We start from the raw sequence: 23,510 nt of genomic DNA on the forward strand, positions 1-23,510 counted from the left end.
AAGGAGTGAAACATGAAAATTTCCATCGATATCGACCTTTCACCCAAGGAAGCAAGAGAACTCATGGGATGGCCGGATATGAGCAAACTTCATGAGGCCACCATCTCACAACTCAGCGAGCAAATCAAAAGCGGAAATCAGGAAGCCATGATGTCCATGCTGAAGCCCTACCTGGACGGCAGTCAGCAAGCATTCTCATTCTATCAAAAGATGCTGGAAAGCATGGCAACCACAGGAACCAGCAAAAAATAAGCACGGAGGTTTTTTGTGCACGAGCAGGACAAAGATCATATTCTGGACACATTGAATCAATACGCACAGCAGTTTAACGCCATGGTTCATAACATTCTGACGAAGAAAAATAGCAGTGAGGAGACTTCCGCTATGTTCGACCCGGAAAAGTTAGGTTCGCTGCTGTCAAACGACACGGTAGAGGTAGATTCGGCAAAGCTTATCCAGACGCAAATGGATTTCATGCGTCAACAAACTGAATTGTGGCAGCAGGCCACTAAGGCCATGCTGGGAGAGAATGCCCATCCTGTTATGCAGGAAGAAAAAGGCGACCGTCGTTTTTCTCATACAGACTGGCAGGACAATCCCATTTTCAGCTACATGAAACAGGCTTACCTGATTAATTCTAAGATGCTGCAAGGCATGATTTCATCCATGCATTTCAAAGATCCTAAGTCGGAAGAACAGGTAAAATTCTACACACGCCAATATATCAACTCGGTATCACCAACTAACTACTTGCTGTCTAACCCGGAAGTATGTGAAGAAATTCTGAAAACCAAAGGCCAGAACATGGTGAAAGGTATTGAGAATTTCATGCGGGATCTGGAAAAGAGTCCTCTTGAAGCGTTCAAAATCACACAGACCGATATGGATGCCTTCGAGTTAGGTGTCAACCTGGCTACCACCGAAGGCCAGATCGTTTATCAGAACGAGTTGATGCAGTTAATTCATTACACACCGAAGCATGAGAAAACCTTCGCAACGCCAATACTGTTTGTGCCTCCTTTCATCAACAAATACTACATTCTTGACCTCGACGAACGTAAGTCCGTGGTAAAAGGCCTGCTTGATGCCGGTTTTTCTGTGTTTATGATTTCATGGGTTAACCCGGATGCAAAACTGGCGGACCAGGATTTCTTCGATTATATGAAGAAAGGTCCGGTGGAAGCCCTTGATGTGGTTTGTGATATCACCGGTAAGAAGAAAGTGAATATGGCGGGCTTTTGCGTAGGTGGCACATTACTGAGCACAGCGACGGCTTATCTGCGTGCGAAAAAAGACACCCGCATTGAGTCACTCACTTTACTGACCACCTTACTGGACTTCAGTGAACCTGGTGAAATTGGTAATTACCTGACCGAAGATGCATTACCTGTGATGGAGCAGAACGCAGATATTAAGGGTATTTACGACGGCCGCATTCTGGGCCTGAGCTTTAGTCTGCTGCGGGAAAATAACCTTTTCTGGTCGTATTTTATTAATAACTACCTTAAGGGCAAAGACCCTGCTGCGTTTGATATTTTATTCTGGAACAGCGACGCCACCAACATCACCGCGGCCTGTTTTAAGCAATACATCCGCACCATGTACTGGGAGGATAAACTGAAAGTGCCGGGGGCAGTAGAAATTGACGGCATTCCCATCGACCTTGGAAATATCGATGTGCCGGTTTATTTCCTGACGACTCTGGCAGATCACATTGTGCTGTGGCAGGGCGCCTACAAAGGTACACAGCTGGTATCAGGCGATACACGCTTTGTACTCGCCGGGTCGGGACACCTTGCAGGGGTAATTAACCCGCCAGATCCCGGGAAATATCCGCACTGGATTAACGACAATTTACCGGCAAGTGCCAGCGAATGGTTTGATGGTGCTGTGAAGCAGGAAGGCTCATGGTGGCCAGACTGGCATGCATGGTTGCAGGGTCACCGGAAAACAAAAGTGAATGCCCCGCAGCCCGGTGAAAGTGAAAAATATCCGGCCATCGAAGCAGCCCCGGGCAGTTACGTGAAAAAACAGCTGGGATAAGCCGGCAGACAAAAAAAGGGGGCGTTCAACGCCCCGCTTTGCTTCTGTCTACATGAGGATTCAGTATTACGATTCGCTGTTTTGTGTTTTAGCGATGTCCAGTACACGGGATCTCAGTTTTTCATCCGTTTGTACCAGTTGTGCAATGGTCGTGTAGGTTTGCACCTCAAGACCGGTTTTTTCAATTTCGGTTACCATTTCAGTTTGTGCAGCCTGCTGAATTTGCTGCATCTTCTCAGGTGTTTCGTCACCTTTCAGTTCAGACTGATATTTATCTGCAACATCACTGACCGCATTCATCGCGACTGTAAATTTCTCAAGAGTTGCATCATCGAAATCCTTCGACTGTGTCATCGGCGCACTTGACGGGGCAGCCTCTCTGGTTTCCTGAGCTGCCTGTGCAGCGAAATTTAACGTGCAAGCAACAGCGAGGCTCATCACAAGTGATTTGACAAGTTTAGTCATAATAATCTCCGGTTTCATTTGAATTGCCTGAAATGCGTTATCTTCAAATGAATGTGATTAAAAGAAAGATAATCCGGCTATTCAGGCTCTCAACAGTGATACAGCGATAACTATGCCAATCACGATTTAATCAATAATTTCAGAATGTTAATAAAAATCAGATTTTCTTATCAGTGAAAAAGGTAGTCAGAGTGTCGCTTATTTTCACACCTTTTAGGTTGCCGCAGCGGCATTTTGTGCGTTACTCTCATTTCAGCATCGCCGGAGGTAACATTATGATCATCATTAAAAAATATCCTAATCGCAGATTGTACGACACATCTCAGAGCCAGTACGTTAACCTCGATTATATAAAGGCGTTAATCAATGAACGTCAGGAATTTAAGGTGATTGACTCCAAAAGCGAAGATGACATTACCAAGTCATTATTGCTGCAAATTATCAGTGAATCCGAAGCCAACGAAAATCAGTCACTGTTGACAAATTCGTTACTCAAACAACTAATCCGTTATTACGACACTGACATGCAGGACTTTCTGCGACAGTACCTTGAACAATCTCTTGTTACCTTTATAGAGCAACAGGATCAGGTGCAGGGTATGATGAAAAATATGATGGATAACACGCCCTTCGGTATGTTTAACAAAATCATCGAACAAAATATGGATGCCTGGAAGAAGAACCAGAAGTAAGTATCACATACTGGCAGGGGAGCAATTATCCTGCCCCAGAACGGACAGACCTGCCACATTTCCTCTTCAATGCTGCAGAGCAGCATAAAAAGCTATTTGCTTATTAAATATTCGTCTAAACATTCTTGCTGCACCGCAACATTTTTGTTGATCTCTGCAAATGTCCTGGTTAATATCTAATCAAATCTTGCTGCAACGCAGCAGAAGGACTTTATCAACTGGTCGGGAGAAGAGTATGTTTGGCAAGTTTTCAGAACAGCTGAAAAGTACCACTAAACCGGTACATACGCTGTTTGCTGTGAATACAAAAACGCTGGAAAGTCTGTCTCAACACCAAACCACGTTATTCACGGGTTTGTTGAGCGACAGTGTTCGTTACATTGAAGCGGTAACGAAACAAACAGAGTTTAAAGGTGTAATGACAGCGAATTCTGAACTGGCTGAGTCAGTGCGTGAACGCATGACCAGCGCGTCAAAAGACACCTACTCCACCCTTAACGCTATGCGTGAAGAAATGACCGAAGTGATGGCGGCCAGTTTGGCCACCGCTACTGAAGAAACCAAAGAAACAGTTGAAAAAGCGACAGCAGCCGTGAAGAAAACCACAAAAGCTGCCGCACCGAAAAAAGCTGCGCCTGAAGCCGCGAAAGCGCCGGTAGAGGCAGCAGAAAAAGTGGCTGAAGCAACAAAGGAAACTGTTGAGAAGGCCGCTGAAGAGACAAAAGCCGTTGCTGAAGAAGCAAAGGAAGCGACTGCTGAGGCAAAACCTGCCGCAGCAGCAAAGAAACCAGCAACACGTACCCGTCGCACGACTGCTAAGAAGACTGCGACAACGACTAAATCAACTAGCTAACTTACCCCGGAAACTGGAGACTAGTAATGTTTGAGCAAATGAACGAGCAAATGAAAAGCGCAATGAAGCCGATGACTGACCTTGCGACATTGAACATGAGTACAATGCAGGATCTGGCAGAAAAACAGAACGCCCTGTATTCATCTCTGTTATCTGAAAATATGTCTTATTTTGAAAAAGCTTCTCAGCAGAAAGATCTGTCTGGTCTGGCTGAGATGAACAAGGCATATGTTGAAACTATTCAGGAAACTGTTACTGATGCAGCGAAAAGCTCATATGCAGTAATTTCTGATGCACAGCAGAAAGCTGGCGAGATGTTCAAAGGTTTAAGCGACGAAATGACTGCGAAATTCCAAAGCGCAGCTAAAGCATAAGTCCCTCCTGAGCGGCCTTCAGAGGCCGCTCAGGTTACCCCACATCAAGTGAACCTTTTCATCCCCCAAAAGGTCTTAGCCCCAGCCAGTATTTGAGGAGAGACGTAATGAATTATCAGGCTTACGATTATTTGACGCGCGGCGCATACATTATGCACGAGGGTTTCAGTCTGCTTAATGATATTGCGAACCATCCTTCCAATCTTTTCGCACATACCTTACCCGGCCGCATAACCCGCGCTTCGCTGGAAACTGCCATGCGGCTGACACAACGCTACGAGAAGCTGGGGTTTAATATCGACGAAATCAAAATCGACGATAAACGCCATAAGGTGAAAGAAGAAATCGTAATGAGCAAGCCGTTTTGTGATCTCATTCATTTCAACCGGATCGGTGTGAAAGATGATCATAAGGTCTTGCTTGTTGCGCCTTTATCCGGCCATTTTGCTACCTTGTTGAAAGGCACGGTGGAAGCGCTGCTTCCGGATCACGAGATTTATGTGACTGACTGGGCTGATGCCAGAGAAGTACCGCTGGAAGACGGTCCGTTCAGTTTTGATTGCTATGTGGGTTATCTTATCGAGTTTCTTGAGTTCTTAGGGCCGGGCACGCACTTAATGGCGATATGTCAGCCTACTGTTCAGGCTTTAATCGCCACCGCAGTGATGGCCGGACAGAAAAATGCCTGTGTGCCCAAGTCGCTCACTCTCATGGCGGGCCCCATTGACTGCTCCAAGAATCCTACACGGGTGAACGAGTTCGCTCAGGAACATCCGATGAACTGGTTCCGTAATGTGGCGATTATGTCGGTACCTTATGGTTATCCGGGCGAAGGTCGTCAGGTGTATCCCGGTTTCATGCAGCTGGGCGGTTTTATCAGTATGAACCAGCAAACTCACATGAAAAAGTATCAGAGTTTCTTCCAAAATCTGGTATTTGGTGAAGAAGAAGATGCTGATCGTTTCCGCGCCTTTTACGATGAATATCTGGCAGTACTGGACATGCCCGCCGAGTTCTATCTTGAAACCATTGAACGGGTATTCAAGAATAACGAGATTGCCCGCGGTGCGATTACTTATCAGGGTAACCCTGTAGATTTTGAAACCATCGACAATACTGCTCTGCTTACCGTAGAGGGTGCTGATGATGATATTTGCGGCTTAGGACAAACAGAAGCGGCACAGGATATTTGTAAAAATATTCCGAAAAATATGCGTAAACATCACGTACAACAGGGAGCCGGTCATTACGGTATCTTCAGTGGATCTAAGTTCCGCAAATCGGTACGCCCGGTTATCACTGATTTCATCCACAAGTACGCATAAGCCTTCCCAGACAAATAACTCTTTCCTGCAGCGCTCCTGATCTCACCGGCGGAGCGCGCCGTATTTTCCCCATGTTTCCCTCGCCCCCGGGGGCTCAGATAAGGTAGCATGAACGCCTCATCAACAAAGGTAATATGCAATGTCTAAATGGATGCCGCGTAAGCTTGGTTTTTCAATACTGTCACTGCTGACAGCGACTTCTTCAGCTTATGCCAATACAGATTTTGAACAGTGTAAAACACAGTTATCTCAGCAAGCCGTAGAACAGGGCGTGAAAGAAGAAACGGCAAAGGCCGTGTTCGCCAACATTCAATATCAGCCCCGCGTGATCTCGCTGGACCGCAGCCAGCCTGAATTTGTACAAACCTTTCCGGGCTACTACAGCAAACGCGTTACGGCATGGCGTATCGGCAAAGGCCGGGAAATGTACGCTAAACATAAAGAACTGTTAAATAGCTTAAGCCATAAATACGGTGTGCCTGCCCATTATCTGGTGGCATTTTGGGGGCTGGAAACCAATTTTGGTGGTTACAAAGGTAAGATGAATGTACTGAATTCACTGGCGACTCTTGCCTGTGATGAAAGACGTAGCAGCTATTTTTCCAAAGAATTAGTCACTGCGGTTAAGCTTCTTGAAAGAGAATCTTTAGATCAGACCAAAATGGTAGGTTCCTGGGCAGGCGCCATGGGCCATACACAATTTATGCCCTCAGCATATATGAACTATGCGATTGACGGCGACGGCGATGGCCAGATCAATCTGTGGGACAGTGAAGAAGATGCCCTCGCTTCAGCGGCTAACTTTTTGTCTCAATTAGGCTGGCAACCCGGATTCCGTTGGGGAAGGGAAATTCAGTTACCGGATAATTTCGATTATCGCGAAACGGGATATAAAAACCGGCGCAGTATTACTGAGTGGAACGAAAGCGGGATCAAAAAAGCAGACGGTAGTGCGCTGGGTAACAGTGATGAAAAAGGCTATGTCGTTGTACCTGCCGGTCATAACGGTCCGGCGTTCATTGCCTATCACAACTTCCGAATTATTATGCGCTGGAACAATTCTGAATTCTACGCCATCGCCGTAGGTAAGCTGGCTGACCAGATTGCCGGTGAAGCCGGTATTGATAAAGCGTTACCGGAATTACCGGCTTATACCAGGGATGACATTTTGAAACTGCAAACAGCGCTGAATGCTTCCGGTTACAATGTAGGTAAACCCGACGGTATTATCGGACCGGCAACCCGTGCAGGGATCCGCGAATATCAGTTGGCCAGCAACCTGATTGCTGATGGTTTTCCGGGACTGGATGTGATGAAAGCGATTGGTGTGTTGCCGGATGAACTCAAAGAGAGCGACGGCAATAAAGAAAGCGAGTAGCTGGATCCGGATACGGTCAGTTCACAGAGCACGGGCGTGCTCTGTGAACATTGTAACCGTACAGCTTAGTACATGTGCTGTCCGCCGTTAATGGACAATGTAGAACCGGTAATAAATCCGGCTTCATCGCCTATTAAGAACATAACACTGCGGGCGATGTCTTCAGGTTTCCCCAAACGACCCACCGGAATTGTTGCAATGATCTTCTTCAATACTTCTTCCGGTACCGCACGCACCATGTCAGTATCAACATAACCCGGCGCAATAGCGTTTACGGTTACACCTTTACCTGCACCCTCAAGTGCCAGCGCTTTAGTAAAACCATGAATACCGGACTTAGCTGCCGCATAGTTAACCTGGCCATACTGACCAGCCTGACCGTTAACCGAACCGATATTAACAATGCGACCAAAACCACGGGCGCGCATTGAATCAATCACTGAGCGACACGTGTTAAAACAGGAAGCGAGGTTAGTTTGAATAACGGCATCCCATTGCTCAAAATTCATTCTGTGCATGGTGCCGTCCCGGGTGATCCCGGCATTGTTGATTAGAATATCCACCGGACCATAATCTGTCGCGATTTGGTCAATTGCTTCTTTCGTTTTCTCAAAATTCGAGACATCGAACTTAAATGAAGGTATGCCAGTGCGTTCAGTAAACGCCTTAGCCGCTTCATCGTTACCACCATAATTTGCCACAACAGTGTAACCCGCATCTTTCAACGCTACACAAATTGCTTCACCTATTCCCCGGGTGCCACCTGTGACCAGTGCAACTTTGCTCATTTCGTCTCCCTCAAATGTTGACTCATATTTGTACAACAATTCTATATAAGCATGCTTGATGAGATGTTGACAACGGAAACCTGAAGACTTTTTGCGCGGGGTCAATGCCCGTGTCCAGATGAATGACTATAGTGAATAAGAAACTTCTTACTTATCATGCAGTTGAAAAAATGAACAAGTATTTAGCTATTAACTGGTCAGAGGATCTCTTTTAATAACAAATACTTGCATAATAATTGCAGCACGTAAATTAGTTGTATACACCGTTCAAACATGATTAAAGTTGTAAGACGGGTACAATAGTTCAGGAACAACCCCCCGTTTATTTTCGCGGCTTCATTGAACGTCCGGCTTCAGCTTCCATCGGATTATCAGGCCACCGGTGTTTCGGATATCGTCCTTTCATTTCTTTCTGCACAGCAAGATAACTACCCTGCCAGAAGCCGGCCAAATCCGATGTAGTTTGTACTGGTCTTCCCGCAGGAGACAGCAACTCCAGCGTAATGACTTTTGCGCCGTCTGCAACAGTGAACGTATCTGCACAACCAAACATTTCCTGCAGTCTGACCGGAAGCACGACTTCGCCGTTTGACCGGTAGACCAGTTTCCTTTTTTCACCGGAAGGCACGGTAATGCTCAGTGGCAAAGCATTGTCCATGGCGTGTTGCTGGCTCCAGGGGAGTGACTGGTGTAGCAGTGTCGCCCAGGACAGGCCGGCAAGTTGCTCCCAACTTTTAAACGAAGATAATCGTGCGGAAATATCACTACGGTCCAGAAGCGACAATGGTGACTCAGGGTCTTTCCATACCGGCGGGCTGTCGAAAGCTTGCGGTTGATGTAAGTCACACCCGCAGGCCATTTGATACCGGTACCACCATTGCCAGTCTTTTTCACTGAAAGGCCACGCGGATAACGGCAATCCTTCCAGCAACGATACCCAGGCCTCACCGCGAATGCGGGCCGGCACGTTAGTTGCCGGTTCACTGCTTAACACTATTTCATGGAAACCTTCGGTTTTGCGCGCTTCCATTTGCTTCTTCTGACTGTTGTACGTCACCGTATCTTTAAGTTTGAAAGCCTGCGAATATAACTGTCTTAATAAGGTTTCATTAACAGGTTCGGCCTGACGAATGATCACGTCGGAACCGTTAACCTGCCCTTCCTTAACCACCAGCCAGTCAGACTTTTCAATCATTCCTTCAGGCAGAGCAGCGCCACGGCCACTGGCCAGCTTATAATCACTACCCTGCTTACGTCTCGCAACCCGCTCAGGAAAAGCCAGCGCGAGACACACTGCAACAGCTTCACCATTTAACTTTCGGGGCTCTGCTTTCAGTGAGATGCCAAGTGCAGATGCAAACCGCGAGGCCCTGGATTTCAAACCGGATAACTGGGGTTCTGCCAGTTGTTCAAGCCAGGCTGATACGTGAAATTGCCGCTCAGAAGCTGAATGCTCTTCACAGGCAGCCGCCACATAGCAGGCAACATCCTCCAGTTCAGGCAGGCGCGTCTGCGCTCCGGCTTCTTTTGCCTTCACTAACATATTTGCCAGAGCCGGGTGCACCGATAATTTGTTAAGTCCGCGACCATGTGCTGTTAACGTACCATCGCGGTCTACGGCACCGGCTTGTTGCAGGCGGTGTAATGCTGCTGCAGATTGCGCCTGAGAAGGAGGCGTCAACATGCGCATATTATGCAATTCAGTTCCCCAGGCCAGCGCATCCAGAGTAAGCGGGGAGATATCTTCACGCAAAATTTGTGGCAGCGGGTATTTTGCCAGTCTGTCATGCTGCTCTTTCGGCCACATGCGATACACTTTCCCGGGCCCCAGGCGCCCTGCCCGTCCCTTGCGCTGAATAGCCGAGGCCTGCGAAATCATTTGCGTATTCAGGCGGGTAAACCCGGTGGGAGGATGGTAATTAGCGACATTTTCAAGACCGGCATCAATGACTACTTTAATGCCTTCAATCGTCAGGCTGGTTTCGGCAATATTAGTAGCAAGAATGATTTTTCTCATTCCCCGGCTATCCGGTAAAATAGCGGCAGTTTGCCGTTGTTTACTCAACGCGCCATACAGAGGATGCACCACATATTCAGATGCATTCAGCCGCTGCTCCAGCAAGGTGGCAACTTTATTAATCGCGCCGGCGCCCGGTAAAAAAACGAGAATATCGCCGTCATCCTGTGCAAGGCTGAACTGAATTTGCCTGGTAACCTGCTCATGCAAAGTATGGCTTTGTACCTGACCGGTATAGATTTCCTCTACCTCAAACTGCCTGCCGGCAGATTTCAGCACCATGGCATCGGGCATCAGCGTCAGTAATTCATCCACATCGAGAGTGGCAGACATCACCACCAGAGATAAATCTTCCCGCAACCCTTCCTGTACTTCCAGCGCCAGCGCAAGACCAAAGTCACTGTGAATACTGCGTTCGTGAAATTCGTCAAAGATGATTAAGTCAACACCAGCTAATTCCGGATCCCTTTGAATACGGGCAGACAACACACCTTCTGTGACAATCTCCAGACGTGTTTGCTTACTGACCTTACTTTCACCGCGGATACGGTAACCCACAGTTTGTCCGGTTTCCTCTCCGAGCAATGAAGCAAGGTAAGCTGCCAGATTGCGTACCACAACCCGCCGCGGTTGCAACATGACAATGCGCCCCGGAACAAGCTCCAGCAGTGCCAGAGGCAGTACGGTAGATTTGCCCGCCCCGGGCGGTGCACCGACAATGACATTGCCGGCGGCAACAGCAGTTATCAGTTCAGGGATCAGGCCTGCGGCAGGTAATTTACTTTGCATAACAAGAAAACAGGTTCAACAGATAATCTGGCAAGTATATACCTGTGCCCCGGAAGAAATACATAAAGTCATTGATAAGTCAGCCACTTCCGTTTAGATTTTAGACTGTAAGCGAACTGTTTTTATTTTCCGAATACAGTTCTACTTTCATATATTCAAATTTCGTATCAGATAAATGAAGTGAGTAAATGGATTTACAGACCATCATTATTTGTACGGCCATTGCCAGTATGACATTGTGTTTTACTATGGGCATGGCCTGGCAAAGTCACAAGGCATCAAACTATATCTTCCACTGGATGTGTGCCGGCGCCTGCTTTCTCGTCTCCAACCTTACCGCTTTTGTCTGCATTAAACTCGACGTACAAGGCGTGCTCCACCCGGGAATAGCGAATGTGTTATACATGGCAGGCCATGCCTTTATCACCTCGGGTATTGCCCTGTACATTTATGGTAAGGCTCCGCCTTATCTGGCAACCGGTGTGGCGCTTTTCACGCTTCTGCTCCATCTGAGCCCGGATTTCAGAGGGTCGGTTGATGCCAGATTTATTATCCTGACTCCCGTTGTAGTGATGCTCAGTGGCGCATCCATTACCATGTTGTGGCACACCGCCATGCGTAAAAAGGGGAGATTCCTGTGGCCACTGCTTATCACAATTACCATTTTCGCCCTCCAGATGTTAATACGCACTGTGGCGTTACTCACTTCTCACGACGCACTGGCATTTACCGGTAACGACATATTTCAGATTGCAGGCTCGCTGGCCGTTATTACTTTTATTTCAATGCTGGCAGTAACATTAAATTACGTCATCAACGGCGAACATCAGCAGATGCTGAAAAAGCTCTCGAACACGGATTTCCTCACCGGCTGGCTGAATAGAAAAGCACTTGAGCCCTGCGCACTTTCATGCCGGGAAACAGCGCAGCGGACAGGACACACTTTCGGCATCATCATATTTGACGTTGATCACTTTAAAGCAATTAACGATAAATGGGGTCACCATGCCGGTGACGTTGCTCTCCAGCAAATTACATCGCGGGCAAAAGATATTGTCAGAGACGAAGACAACTGTTTCAGGATCGGCGGCGAAGAATTTCTGATTATTCTGACACGTTGTAATGCAGAACAATTGCAGCGGGTGAGTGAACGATTGCGGCAGTCTGTGGCAAGCCGGCCGGTGATGATGAACGATAAGCCAATGAATATTACAATCAGCATAGGCAGTGCGTTAAGTCATCACGATGATTCAGGCTGGCAAGCGCTGTTTGACCGTGCTGACAAAGCACTTTACCAGTCAAAAGCAGAAGGCCGGAATACGGTCAGCATTTCTGAACCGGAGCATACCGCTGAAGCATGGCAGTAAATTAACCCGGTTTACTTTGAATCCCCTGCAAGCCTGGTTTACTGTACGCCTTTCACAGAAAAACACGGGTTACCGCAATGCGTTCATTTATCGGCCTTGATCTTTCTTTGCAGGAGAAGCTCGCGCTTTCCGGCTGGCGGGAACGGGCTCTTCCGGCTGTAGCGCTCAGGAAAACAGGTGCCATTATCGCTCACGGTCAGAAAGCCCCGCCTGCTGCGGTGCCACCGGAGAACTATCATCTCACACTGGCATTCCTTGGCGACATCAACCAGAGACAGCATGAAGCACTGTTACACGCACTGGACGACGTCGCTGCAGAACCTTTTTCTGTGACCCTCAACACCACCGGAGTGTGGGACGGACCTAAAATTTTATATGCGGGCCCTGATGAGCCGTGCCCGCCATTGATGCAGTTAGCTAAGTGTGTACGTAAAGCCGCCCGTGAAGCGGGAATACCGCTGGAAAACCGTGAATACAAACCTCATGTCACTGTTGTCAGGAAGGCCGGCAGCGACCAGCCTGCCCCTCTGTTGCCTCCGGATATCAAACTGCAATTCCGTGACTTTCACTTTTTTGAGTCTGTCTCTACGCCATCAGGTGTCCGCTACCCCGTGCGGCACTCCTGGTCTCTGGAGCCTGATATCTCCGTTCGCGAGCGATTACGGCGGGGCCTGGTATGAGATATATCAATTGAGGCTTTACAGATGCCAATTGCATGGGTAAAACAACACACTGAATTCAACAACCTATTTGTCAGAGCCTTTACATCTCATGCAACAAACTTTTCGTCTTGTAATTGATTGTCCGGACCAGATTGGCCTTGTCGCCAGAGTTTCCCAGTTTCTTGCCGGTCACGGAGCCACTATCGTCGAGGCTAATCACCATACCGACCTGCAAACCGGCCGCTTTTTTATGCGCCATGAAATCGGGGCTGACTCAATCAAACTGGACTATGACGGGTTTGTAAAAGCGTTTACACCGGTTGCAGATGAATTCCGGATGAACTGGAAACTAACCGACTCCCGCGTAAAACAGCGTGTTGCTCTGCTGGCCAGCCTTGAATCCCACTGTCTGGTAGATTTGCTGCACCGCTGGCACACCGGCGAACTGCACTGCGACATTCCGGTGATCATCGGTAATCACCCGCAGATGAAACAGTTTGCTGACTGGTACAAAGTACCGTTCCATTGGGTGGATTTTAAAGCTCTGGGTAAAGAACAGGCGTTCTCGCAGATAGAAACGCTGATCAGCGAATACAAAATTGACCTCACAGTCCTTGCCCGATTCATGCAAATTCTGCCGGATACGTTGTGCACAAAGTTGCAGGGAAAAGCGATTAATATTCATCACAGCTTCCTGCCGTCTTTTGCCGGTGCAAGACCTTATCAGCAGGCCTACGATCGCGGTGTTAAGCTGATTGGAGCCACGTGCCACTACGTAACGAAGGATCTCGATGAAGGCCCTATCATCGAGCAGAGCGTAAAGCGCATCAGTCACAGCGATTCAGCCGCAGACATGGTCCGCAAAGGAAAGGATTGCGAAGTGACAGCGCTGGCCCACGGTGTGCGTTATCACCTGGAAGACCGGGTCATTATTCACCGCAACAAAACTGTGGTCTTCGCGTAAAGACCACAGTCCACCGTACCTGTCCCGGAACCCGTCGTCGTTATATGGCCCTCAGCGCCGCATTCTTATACACTGAACCGCTGATAATAACGACGATGGAACTCTATAATGAAAAAATTTACTGCCTCGCTGACAGCGCTGGCTGTTGCGCTTACCCTCGGCGCATGTTCTGACCAGGCAGCCAACCAGGCTGCAACGACCTCAGCGGATGCAAGTGCACAAACGCAGCAACAGTATCCGGAATTTAACAATGTGTTACTGCAACCCTTCCCCGGGCCTTACGGCGGCGTTCCCCAGTTCGACAAAATGAAGGTTGAAGATGTTAAGCCAGCCCTGAGAAAAGGAATGGCACTTAACCTGGAAGAAATAGAAGCCATTGCAAATAACCCTGAACCGCCTACGTTCGACAATACGATTGTCGCCATGGAACGTGCCGGCAGTGCACTGGACCGTGTATTCCGTTACTACGGTATTTTCAGCTCGAACAAATCCAGCCCTGAATTTCGGGATGTGCGGGCAGAAATGTCTCCGGAACTTTCCTCATTCTCAACAAAAATTACCCAAAATGAAGCGCTGTTTGAGCGTATTAAAGCGGTTTACGAAAGTGAAGAACTGAAATCGCTGACGCCCGAAGAACAACGTATTACATGGATCACCTACAACAGCTTCGCCCGTAACGGCGCTACCCTGGATGGTAACGCAAAAGCACGCTATGCCGAAATCAATAAAGAGCTGGCAACGCTGTACAACCAGTTCTCAACGAATGTGCTGGCCGACGAAGAAAACTACGTGACTTATATCACCGCGGAGCAACTGGGCGGCCTGCCGGAATCATTTGTAAAAGGTGCAGCCGCTGCTGCAAAAGAACGTGGTCAGGAAGGTAAGTATGCAATTACTAACACGCGCTCATCTATGGATCCTTTCCTCACTTACAGCACAGACCGGGCGCTTCGTGAGCAGGTGTGGAACACCTACTACAACCGTGGTGATAACGGCGATGAATATGATAACAATGACATCATCAAACAAATCCTGACGTTACGTGATGAACGGGTCGAATTGTTGGGGTATGACAATTACGCCCAGTGGCGTTTAGAAGACCGTATGGCAAAAACACCTGAGAATGCCATGGATCTGATGATGAAAGTCTGGCCGGCAGCCATTGCGAGGGTAGACGAAGAAGTAGCAGACATGCAGGCTATCGCTGATGAAGAAGGCGCAAACATTACTATCAAGCCCTGGGATTACCGTTTTTATGCCGAAAAAGTACGTAAAGCTAAATACGACCTGGACTCAAACGAAGTAAAACAATATCTGCAACTGGATAAACTCCGTGAAGCAATGTTCTATGTCGCCGGCCGTCTGTTTAACTTTGACTTCACACCGGTTCCTGAAGGTTCGGTACCGGTTTTTCACCCTGATGTGAAGGTATGGGAAGTAAAAGACAAGGACAGCGGTAAGCTGATTGGTCTCTGGTATCTCGATCCTTTCGCACGTCAGGGCAAACGCTCAGGAGCATGGGCGACCACATACCGCAGTTACACCACTTTTGACGGTGAAACCACTGTGCTGGCTTCTAACAATTCTAACTTCGTTAAAGGCCCTGAGGGCGAGCCCACGCTAATTTCCTGGGATGACGCCAATACCTATTTCCACGAATTTGGTCATGCCCTGCATTTCCTGTCTTCAGATGTGGAATACCCCACGTCCCACTCCGGTGTACGTGACTATACCGAGTTCCAGTCACAATTACTGGAGCGCTGGCTCACCACTGATGAAGTCATCAATAACTACCTGGTGCACTACAAAACCGGCGAGCCGATTCCCGCTGAACTGGTAGAAAAAATTAAGAATGCATCCACCTTTAATTCCGGTTTCGGGACAACCGAATACATGGCTTCGGCAATCATGGATTTGCTGTATCACACCACCGATCCTGAGAAGATTGAGCCTGATGCCTTTGAACGGGATCAACTGAAGGCGCTGGATATGCCTGAAGAGATTGTGATGCGTCACCGCAGCACACAGTTCGGACATGTATTCTCCGGTGAAGGTTATGCAGCAGCGTACTATGGCTACATGTGGGCAGACGTTCTCTCTGCAGATGCAGCGGAAGCATTCGCAGAAGCCCCCGGCGGCTTTTACGATAAAGAATTATCGGCAAAGCTGGTGAAATATCTCTTTGCTGTCCGAAATGCAATGGATCCGGCCGAAGCTTACCGTCTGTTCCGTGGTCGCGATGCGCAAACAGATGCACTGATGCGTGCGCGGGGGTTCCCGGTACCTGAGTAAGCCCCGGTACCTGAGTAAACCGCTTAATAACGAAAAAGGGGCGATTATGATAATCGCCCCTTTTTTATCAGCCTCTCAACACTGAATTAAAAGCTTACGCGGTAACCCAACTGCACCTGATTGTCGTAACTCTTGTCCTGAGACAAAGTGATATCTGATGTATCGCCGTGCCAGGTTTCTCTGCGAACAGCAAACGACATGGTGTGATTTTCTTCAGCACCTTCCGTTTCCAGATATACTGATACGGTGTTGCTGTCAGGCAGGGCAAAAGAGCCGCTTACCGGTAAATCAATATCATGAGCAGGACGCACGCCGGACGCTACCCCAACCCGGTAAGCTGGTTGTTCCCACCAGGTAATCAACTCATACGCTCTCGATGTCACCCGTTGACTGAACACACCAAAGTCCATTACAGCCCGACCGTAAGATGCCACTGCTTCAAGATTAACTGTATCGCTGATTCTGGTTGCCAGACTCAGTTTGTAATCTTTCTGGCGGCAACCATTGAATCTGATTTTATTTTTCGACAGGGAAACGGAGATATCACCGGAGTAATCGAGTTTTTCTTCCAGCCAGGCTTCAGCCTGGTCACCAATAGAAGAACTGGCCAGACATACCTGAGGTGTCAGCAGGGCACAAAGTGCTAAAGTGGTTACCTGTTTCAACATGGTTCTGCTCCGCTTTATTATCATTCTGCAAAGGGCTTACCTCAGCGAGTGATTAAAGTATAAGCAAACGGGCAGCTTTTTGGGTATATAAAACCATCCTCAATTAGTCTAACTATACCCAAAAAATATCAGTGTGTTGATTTTATAGCCATTAATGAAATTTTAGCTTTGCGAGTTTTGCAGAGGTATAAGGCGTGCTTTCCTGTGAGATCCATACGTTACCGTCAGGACCATAGCAAACACCTTCGACCTGAGCGAATTGTGAGAGAAAGTCCACAGTTTTAAGCTGATATTCACCACTGACAGTGGCGATGAAAGGTTTAAACATGCCCAGGGCATTACTGCGGTAACCGACCAGAACAAACTCCTGTGTATCACTGTTCCAGTCTGCGCCGGTGACAACGCCGGGAAGTCCGTCTACAGATGCAAAAGGAGTAAGTACTTGCTTAGCTTTTATATCCTGTAAAACGTAGACGTGTGACTGCTCAGTAGCCCAGCTTTTTGAAAACAGGATCAGTTTTCCATCCCGCATTGTCATGGCTTCACCATCATAATCGTGAGCATAGGGAGCATTTTCCTGCGGCGTATTACCTGCGTAGGTAAAACGGCGCTTTACTGCTTCCTGCACGGGGTCTGCACGGTTAATTTTATAGACGGTGAGTGATTTATGCTTACCGGCATTATTTCCGATGTCACCAATATAGAAATATTCATCGTCACCGGTAATGGCTTCCCAGTCACGGTTTATTGCATCCAGCGTCACCCTTGCGGTCAGCGCTCCATCCTGTCCAAGGGTAAACAATTCCGGCTCATTGCCAGAGTCATTGACGGTGTAAATATTGTTGCTGTCGCAGAACAGGCCCGATGTTTCCTTCAGCGCGTTATCCAGCGTATAGGTGGACAGCACCTCAACACCATGTTGTGGATCTGCTGACACACTGCAACCTGCCAGTAACAATAACGGGCTTAAAATGAAAACAATACGGTTCACTGATATTCTCTTTCTGCTGTAAATAAGGTTAATCTAAATAAAACAATGTGATATGCACAAGTTCAGACTACTATACCATTGTGACGATTATTTTTTGCAATGACTAACGATAAATCTGCTTTGACCTGAGGTCAGTATAAAAGCCGGAAAATAATAAATATGCCGGGCATCAGCGGCATAACTTCAACTTTAAGAAGGAACACCACGTGTCAGACCCGTTATTAAGCCTGGTCAGTGTCGGCCTGCTGTCTATATTCTGTCAGTTTCTGGCTTATAAAATACGCCTGCCAGCCATTTTACCTTTGCTGATAACCGGTATTATCGTTGGCCCGGTATTTGGCGTGCTCGACGCAGACGCACTGTTCGGGGATCTTTTGTTCCCTGTAGTGTCCCTGTCGGTGGCCATCATCCTGTTTGAAGGTTCGCTGACACTGAAATTCAGTGATATTGCGGGTCACGGCAATATGGTGAGAAACCTGTGCAGCGTTGGCGTGCTGGTCACCTGGGTGGTTGCAACCATCGCTGCCCATCTGAGCCTGGATTTATCCTGGCAGCTTGCAGCCCTGTTTGGTGCCATCGTGACCGTAACAGGCCCGACGGTCATTGTGCCGATGATCAGAACTGTAAGACCGAAAAGTAACATCGCTAACATTCTGCGCTGGGAAGGCATTGTCATTGACCCTATCGGTGCACTTCTGGCGGTGCTGGTTTACGAGTACATTGTGGCCTCTCAGGACACGGCACTGGTACATACTCTGGTGGCTTTTGGTAAGACGGTAGGCATGGGCACCGTCCTTGGTCTGGCCGCCGGCTACCTGCTTGGTCTTTCGCTACGTAAAGAACTGGTCCCCCACTATCTGCAAAACACAGCTGTTCTCACCCTGATACTGGGTGTTTTTGCCATCTCTAATCATGTAGCCCATGAGTCAGGCCTGCTGGCAGTGACCATTGCCGGTATGGTACTGGCAAATATGAAAAATGTGGACGTGGAAGACATCCTGGAGTTTAAAGAAACATTAAGTGTTCTTCTGATTTCCGGCCTGTTTATTATTCTTGCGTCACGGTTGAATCTCGACTCTGTGTTCGAGGTCGGCTCCGGCGTCATTGTGGTTCTGGTGGCCATTATGTTTATCGCCAGACCCCTTTCCGTACTGGCTTCCTCTGTGGGCACCGGACTAAACTGGCGTGAACTGGCGCTGATCAGCTGGATAGCGCCCAGAGGTATTGTAGCGGCAGCCGTATCCGCACTGTTTTCTCTGAAGCTGGAGGAAATTGGCTATGAGGGTGCAGGGGTTATCGTTCCCATCGTCTTTGTGGTCATTATTACCACCGTCGTTGTGCAGAGTCTGTCATCTAAATCTGTGGCCAAACTTCTGAAGGTTCGTTCCCCTGCGCCAAACGGCTTTTTAATTTTCGGCGGCAGTAAGTTCAGCCGGATGCTGGCAAAGGAACTGAAAGCACATGATTTACCGGTTTGTATTGCCGATACCAACTGGGATGCCATTAAAGAAACCAGAATGATGGATATTCCGGCCTATTTCGGGAACCCCATGTCGGATCACGCAGCGCGAAGCCTGGATTTAGGTTTATTCGGTACTGTACTGATCATGTCCCCCTACAAACAACTTAACCCTATGATTGCTTATCATTTTGAGTACACCATGGGTAAAGATAAAGTGTGGGGCTTAACCAACAACGAACAAAGTGCACGGCCATCGCATCAGGTTAGCACCCAGTATGCGCAGAAATTGACACTGTTTGCTGAGGGAGTCACATACGGATACCTGGCTTCTGCTGTCTCTCATGATGCATCCGTGAAAACAACACGCCTGAGCGAAGAATTTACTTTCGAAGATTATTCCGCAAGATACGGCGACAGAGCTATTCCGCTTATTGCTCTGGACGAGAACGGACGTTCTCATGCATTTTTGAATGGTAAAGATATTGCGCCGAAAGCAGGATGGAAATTAATCAGCTTGATTATACCGGAGAGTGAACCGGTGTGAGGCCAGAACGGCACCCTACCCTTGGGGCAGGGTGCCTCTCCCTGGAAATAACGTGTATTCAAGCGCTCCCCTCTATTATTATTATTGGATGCGTTGTTGTTTATTTTTTACTTGAGCTACACCGTCGGCGCTTATGAAAGCAATAGACAGACCAACTTTCAAAAAAACATATTTATCAATGCTTTATGCCTTTTACAGGGCATTTACCAACCATTACCCACTGTTGACGCACCAACAGCACGCACCATTTCAATTCACATGCACCAAAAAGGCTCAAAGGGATGTACGGATGACTTCCAGTGTCTTCCCGGTCGCGCCGCGGTTTGCACTGATCACTGCAAATCCGGCCTCACCCGCCACACGGGCAGCTTCGGGAGAATCAAGCAACGTTTTACAACTGGCGGCGAGTTGCGTTGCATCTTCTACAATGCTGAGCGCACCACATTCTTGCAGGTACTGGCAAATAAGCGGATTGTTATAAACGTTGGGGCCCATGATTACCGGTAATTTTTGTGCAGCCGGCTCCAGGGCGTTGTGACCACCTTTATCCGCAAGACTGCCACCGACAAACGCAATGGTGCCGAATGTGTAAACCGTATTGAGCTTGCCCATTTCATCTACCAGCATGACATCAGTCTCACTGCTCACCTGTGCGCCCGGTGAAGCTGTGCGCAGGTAGTGTAACCCTGTTTGTTCCAGCAGATCCGCTACACGGGCAAACCGCTCCGGATGCCTGGGTACAAGAATGAGCAATAAATCCGGAAATCCCGGCTTCAGGCTCTGATAAGCATCAAGTAAGGCACTTTCCTCACCTTCATGAGTACTTCCACCAATCAGTGCCCTGCGGACATTTTTCTCAAGACCGTAAAATGAATCACCGGCATCCGGTGCAGACATTGCCTGATCAAACTTTATGTTGTTAGTAAGTGTTAACTTCTCTTTTTCGATACCGAGAAACTGATAATTTTTAAAGTCTCTCATGCCCTGGGCACATACATGGGAAAGCTTGTGGAGCATGGGCTCAAACAGTATTTTCAATTTCTTATATCGTCTGGCGGAGCGATCTGTCATTCGCGCATTAATCACTACAACCGGAATGTCTCGACGCCAGCAACTATGGATCAGATTAGGCCACAGCTCCACCTCAGTGATCAGCACCATTTTGGGCTTCACCCGCCGCAGCATACCCGCCATAGCCATGTGTAAATCGTATGGTAAATAGAAGTGGTGAACAGTATCTTTGAATATAGATCTGACCCGCGCCGAACCGGTGGGCGTGGTGGTGGTTATCGTCACCGGTGTTTCCGGTTCTTCTTTCATTAACTGCTTAATCAGCACAGACGCCGCAACCACCTCGCCTACCGACACACAGTGAAAAAGGTATCCTCCCGGTGCGGCCGGCTGACGTACAAAACCAAACCGCTCAAACCGGCGATGGTTATATTCTTTATTTCTTCTCTGCCCGCGAATGATGAGATTCAGAAAAGCGAACGGAACGATCAGCGCCAGCACTAGTGAATAAAACCAGCGAAACAACGTCTCACTGAGGCCGGGCCGGTATTGGTTTTTGCTGGCAGTCATACGTACTCTGCGTCCTTTCGTCATTAAACTGTCGTGAAGCTTTGTTTAACTAAAAATCAGTTTTCAATTATTGTGTTTGTTATGCCGGACAAGAGTCACAAGCCTGCTGTACTTCTGGTTAAACTAAGCGCCATCGGTGACATTGTAATGGCCTCGGGTTTGCCATCCAACATAAAATCCTCACTAAATGCTTCACGTCTTGTATGGCTTACCGAAGCGCCCTATGCCAGTTTCATTGCTGCTCATCCTGATGTTGACCAGGTTATTCCCTGGCCGAAGAAAGAATGGTCAGCACTGGCAAAAAAAAAGCGCTGGCTGAGCCTCTGTCGCGCTGTAATAGCATTTAAGGCTGAGCTGTCATCACATCACTTCGATATCGCTATAGATGCACAGGGACTGCTTAAAAGCGCCTTTTTTTGCTGGTTGTCCGGCGCAGGCCGTCGCATAGGGTTTAAAAGCAAAGAGCACAGTCACTGGCTACTGACAGAATCACTGAATAAACCGGACTCTGATGACATCAGCTCGGAGTACAAAGCACTGGGGCGCTATCTTGGTGCACATGAATTCACCATGACACTCCCTGCCTCCCCGTCAGCTGTTCGCCAGGCGAAGGATGCCCTTGCTGCCAGCGGTATCAATCACGACTATATCGTTCTGTGTCCCTTTACCACCCGTCCTCAGAAACACTGGCCAGTGCAACACTGGAAAGATGTCATAGCGTGGTTAAACAATCATGACAGTCTTCCGGTGATTATTGCCGGAGGGCCTGACGATGCGGATACAGCATCAGAACTGGCATCAGGCAAAGAACACATATTCTCTTTCACAGGAAAACTGTCTCTTGCTGCCAGCGGGGCATTACTGGCAAATGCACGTGTTGTGGTTGGTGTGGATACCGGTTTGACTCACCTGGCGATTTGTCATCAGCGACCTGTTCTGGCCCTGTTCGGTTCCACCTGTCCGTATACGAAAACAGATAATCCGGATGCGACAGTATTGTACGAAAACTTACCTTGCGCCCCCTGTAAGCGTAAGCCGGTTTGCAACGGAGCCTATGACTGCATGCGGGCTATCACGCCACAAAAAGTCACCGCATGGCTGGAGAAGTGGCTATGACGATAATGGTGATGCATGTGGAACTTGGCAGACAGTTGTATGGCGGTGCCAAACAGGTTGAATATCTTATCAATGCGTTGCCAGAAGACACCATTACCAGCCACCTGGTGTGCGCATCAGACAGCGCGATTTCTGACATCCCGGCGCCCGGCTGTATCAAGCATCCGGTCCCTTACTCCGGCGATACGGATCTCAGGTTTCCTTTCCGCCTTTACCGGCTTATAAAAAGGTCTAAACCGGATATTCTGCACATTCACAGCCGCCGGGGTGCTGATGTGTGGGGCGGCCTGGTGAGTGCACTGTTCGGTATTCCGGCTGTATGTACCCGCAGAGTAGATAATAAAGAGTCTGCACTGGCTGCATTGAAGTACCGGCACTACAAAGCTGTCGTCAGTATCTCGCAAGGTGTACATGATGTGGTGTCACGGCATTGCAAACAGATCCTGCAGCCTGTGATCCACTCGGCAGTCGATCTGAATGACTTCCGCTACAGCAGGGACGCTGAGTGGTTTCGGGAAAAGTATGACATCCCTGCAAACCATAAGGTCATCGCAAACTTTGCCCAGCTTATCCCGAGGAAAGGTCAGAAAGATCTCATCATGGCCATGCAAGCTGTAATTGCCCGCAGACAGGATGTGACCTGCTTACTGTTCGGTAAAGGTAAACAACAGGCTGCGTATCAGCAACTGGCAGATGACTCCGGAGCCGGTAAAAATATCAGGCTGTGCGGGTTCACATCAGATGTTCCGCGTATTTTGCCAAATATTGATGTGATGGTTCACCCTGCTTATGCAGAAGGCCTTGGCATAATCCTTCTTCAAGCCGGGGCCTGTAAAGTCCCCATGATAAGCTGCCCTGTTGGCGGCATTCCGGAAATTATTCACAACGAAAAAACCGGCTTACTGGTTGAGCCGGGAGACCCGGCCGCACTGGCGCGGGAAATTCTTCGTCTGCTGGATAACCCGGCAGAAGCCCGGGCTCTGGGTGAAAACGCGTATCATCATGTGCAGCAGCATTTCAGTATCGCCGCCATGGCGGATGCTTACACGGACCTTTATAAAAGTCTCGTATAGAGAGTTCTCTTGCAAACTACATCATTTCCCCTTGTCACATTACCCGTTGAGATCTAATATACGTAA

20 protein-coding genes are annotated in these 23,510 nt (G+C 48.3%); 14 read left to right on the forward strand and 6 right to left on the reverse strand.

Annotated features, from left to right (window positions below; translation table 11 throughout):
* The first annotated feature begins 12 nt into the window (after positions 1-12).
* Positions 13-252, forward strand: coding sequence for a DUF6489 family protein (locus tag ACXAGC_RS00785; protein WP_119502794.1), 240 nt, complete (start codon positions 13-15; stop codon positions 250-252).
* Between the two features lie 15 nt (positions 253-267).
* Entirely contained in the window at positions 268-2,043 is a 1,776-nt protein-coding gene (locus tag ACXAGC_RS00790; protein WP_474841552.1) for a PHA/PHB synthase family protein, read from the forward strand.
* Between the two features lie 66 nt (positions 2,044-2,109).
* On the opposite strand, the gene ACXAGC_RS00795 is transcribed toward ACXAGC_RS00790, so the two are convergent.
* Positions 2,110-2,508: a DUF4168 domain-containing protein gene (locus ACXAGC_RS00795; RefSeq protein WP_474841554.1), complete on the reverse strand. Its 399-nt coding sequence runs from the start codon at positions 2,506-2,508 to the stop codon at positions 2,110-2,112.
* A 275-nt stretch (positions 2,509-2,783) separates the two neighbouring features.
* On the opposite strand from ACXAGC_RS00795, the gene phaR reads away from it, so the two are divergent.
* The 5 genes from phaR (at position 2,784) to ACXAGC_RS00820 (ending at position 7,130) form a co-directional block, all read left to right on the forward strand.
* Positions 2,784-3,200: a polyhydroxyalkanoate synthesis repressor PhaR gene (gene phaR / locus ACXAGC_RS00800; protein ID WP_119502797.1), complete on the forward strand. Its 417-nt coding sequence runs from the start codon at positions 2,784-2,786 to the stop codon at positions 3,198-3,200.
* A 235-nt stretch (positions 3,201-3,435) separates the two neighbouring features.
* A complete protein-coding gene (locus tag ACXAGC_RS00805; protein WP_474841557.1) occupies positions 3,436-4,053 on the forward strand; it encodes a phasin family protein in 618 nt (205 codons plus the stop codon).
* A 26-nt stretch (positions 4,054-4,079) separates the two neighbouring features.
* Positions 4,080-4,427, forward strand: coding sequence for a phasin family protein (locus ACXAGC_RS00810; protein WP_119502799.1), 348 nt, complete (start codon positions 4,080-4,082; stop codon positions 4,425-4,427).
* A gap of 107 nt (positions 4,428-4,534) precedes the next feature.
* The gene (locus tag ACXAGC_RS00815) at positions 4,535-5,752 is read left to right on the forward strand and encodes a polyhydroxyalkanoate depolymerase (RefSeq protein WP_119502800.1); all 1,218 of its coding nucleotides are present in this window, start codon (positions 4,535-4,537) and stop codon (positions 5,750-5,752) included.
* 139 nt (positions 5,753-5,891) lie between these two features.
* Positions 5,892-7,130 (forward strand): lytic murein transglycosylase, encoded by a 1,239-nt coding sequence (locus tag ACXAGC_RS00820; protein WP_474841560.1) that lies wholly within the window; start codon positions 5,892-5,894, stop codon positions 7,128-7,130.
* 65 nt (positions 7,131-7,195) lie between these two features.
* On the opposite strand, the gene phbB is transcribed toward ACXAGC_RS00820, so the two are convergent.
* Positions 7,196-7,918 (reverse strand): acetoacetyl-CoA reductase, encoded by a 723-nt coding sequence (phbB, locus tag ACXAGC_RS00825; RefSeq protein WP_349589921.1) that lies wholly within the window; start codon positions 7,916-7,918, stop codon positions 7,196-7,198.
* Between the two features lie 322 nt (positions 7,919-8,240).
* Positions 8,241-10,724 (reverse strand): ATP-dependent helicase HrpB, encoded by a 2,484-nt coding sequence (hrpB, locus tag ACXAGC_RS00830; protein WP_474841563.1) that lies wholly within the window; start codon positions 10,722-10,724, stop codon positions 8,241-8,243.
* A 188-nt stretch (positions 10,725-10,912) separates the two neighbouring features.
* On the opposite strand from hrpB, the gene ACXAGC_RS00835 reads away from it, so the two are divergent.
* The 4 genes from ACXAGC_RS00835 to ACXAGC_RS00850 all read left to right on the forward strand — a co-directional run bounded on the left by ACXAGC_RS00835 (position 10,913) and on the right by ACXAGC_RS00850 (position 16,009).
* A complete protein-coding gene (locus ACXAGC_RS00835; RefSeq protein WP_474841565.1) occupies positions 10,913-12,091 on the forward strand; it encodes a GGDEF domain-containing protein in 1,179 nt (392 codons plus the stop codon).
* Between the two features lie 77 nt (positions 12,092-12,168).
* Positions 12,169-12,771 carry an RNA 2',3'-cyclic phosphodiesterase gene (gene thpR / locus ACXAGC_RS00840; protein WP_474841567.1) on the forward strand — a complete coding sequence of 201 codons (603 nt, stop codon included), beginning with the start codon at positions 12,169-12,171 and terminating at the stop codon, positions 12,769-12,771.
* 91 nt (positions 12,772-12,862) lie between these two features.
* Complete coding sequence (gene purU, locus ACXAGC_RS00845; RefSeq protein WP_119502805.1) at positions 12,863-13,717, forward strand: formyltetrahydrofolate deformylase; 855 nt, start codon at positions 12,863-12,865, stop codon at positions 13,715-13,717.
* Between the two features lie 108 nt (positions 13,718-13,825).
* Positions 13,826-16,009 (forward strand): M3 family metallopeptidase, encoded by a 2,184-nt coding sequence (locus tag ACXAGC_RS00850; protein ID WP_474841569.1) that lies wholly within the window; start codon positions 13,826-13,828, stop codon positions 16,007-16,009.
* An 86-nt stretch (positions 16,010-16,095) separates the two neighbouring features.
* Here ACXAGC_RS00850 and ACXAGC_RS00855 read toward each other — a convergent pair whose 3' ends face one another.
* Together ACXAGC_RS00855 and ACXAGC_RS00860 are read right to left on the reverse strand one after the other, a co-directional pair.
* On the reverse strand, positions 16,096-16,677 hold the full coding sequence (locus tag ACXAGC_RS00855) for a hypothetical protein (RefSeq protein WP_474841571.1): 582 nt from the start codon (positions 16,675-16,677) through the stop codon (positions 16,096-16,098).
* A 151-nt stretch (positions 16,678-16,828) separates the two neighbouring features.
* Complete coding sequence (locus ACXAGC_RS00860; RefSeq protein WP_474841573.1) at positions 16,829-17,668, reverse strand: NHL repeat-containing protein; 840 nt, start codon at positions 17,666-17,668, stop codon at positions 16,829-16,831.
* Between the two features lie 206 nt (positions 17,669-17,874).
* On the opposite strand from ACXAGC_RS00860, the gene ACXAGC_RS00865 reads away from it, so the two are divergent.
* The gene (locus ACXAGC_RS00865) at positions 17,875-19,674 is read left to right on the forward strand and encodes a cation:proton antiporter (protein WP_474841575.1); all 1,800 of its coding nucleotides are present in this window, start codon (positions 17,875-17,877) and stop codon (positions 19,672-19,674) included.
* A 273-nt stretch (positions 19,675-19,947) separates the two neighbouring features.
* Here ACXAGC_RS00865 and waaA read toward each other — a convergent pair whose 3' ends face one another.
* The gene (gene waaA / locus ACXAGC_RS00870) at positions 19,948-21,255 is read right to left on the reverse strand and encodes a lipid IV(A) 3-deoxy-D-manno-octulosonic acid transferase (protein WP_474841576.1); all 1,308 of its coding nucleotides are present in this window, start codon (positions 21,253-21,255) and stop codon (positions 19,948-19,950) included.
* A gap of 81 nt (positions 21,256-21,336) precedes the next feature.
* On the opposite strand from waaA, the gene ACXAGC_RS00875 reads away from it, so the two are divergent.
* Both ACXAGC_RS00875 and ACXAGC_RS00880 read left to right on the forward strand, forming a co-directional pair.
* Positions 21,337-22,371, forward strand: coding sequence for a glycosyltransferase family 9 protein (locus ACXAGC_RS00875; protein ID WP_474841578.1), 1,035 nt, complete (start codon positions 21,337-21,339; stop codon positions 22,369-22,371).
* On the forward strand, positions 22,368-23,444 hold the full coding sequence (locus ACXAGC_RS00880) for a glycosyltransferase family 4 protein (RefSeq protein WP_474841580.1): 1,077 nt from the start codon (positions 22,368-22,370) through the stop codon (positions 23,442-23,444). Before ACXAGC_RS00875 ends, ACXAGC_RS00880 begins: the two co-directional genes overlap by 4 nt.
* Positions 23,445-23,510: the final 66 nt, after the last annotated feature.

The organism is Alteromonas sp. AWJ4_197, assembly GCF_056160285.1.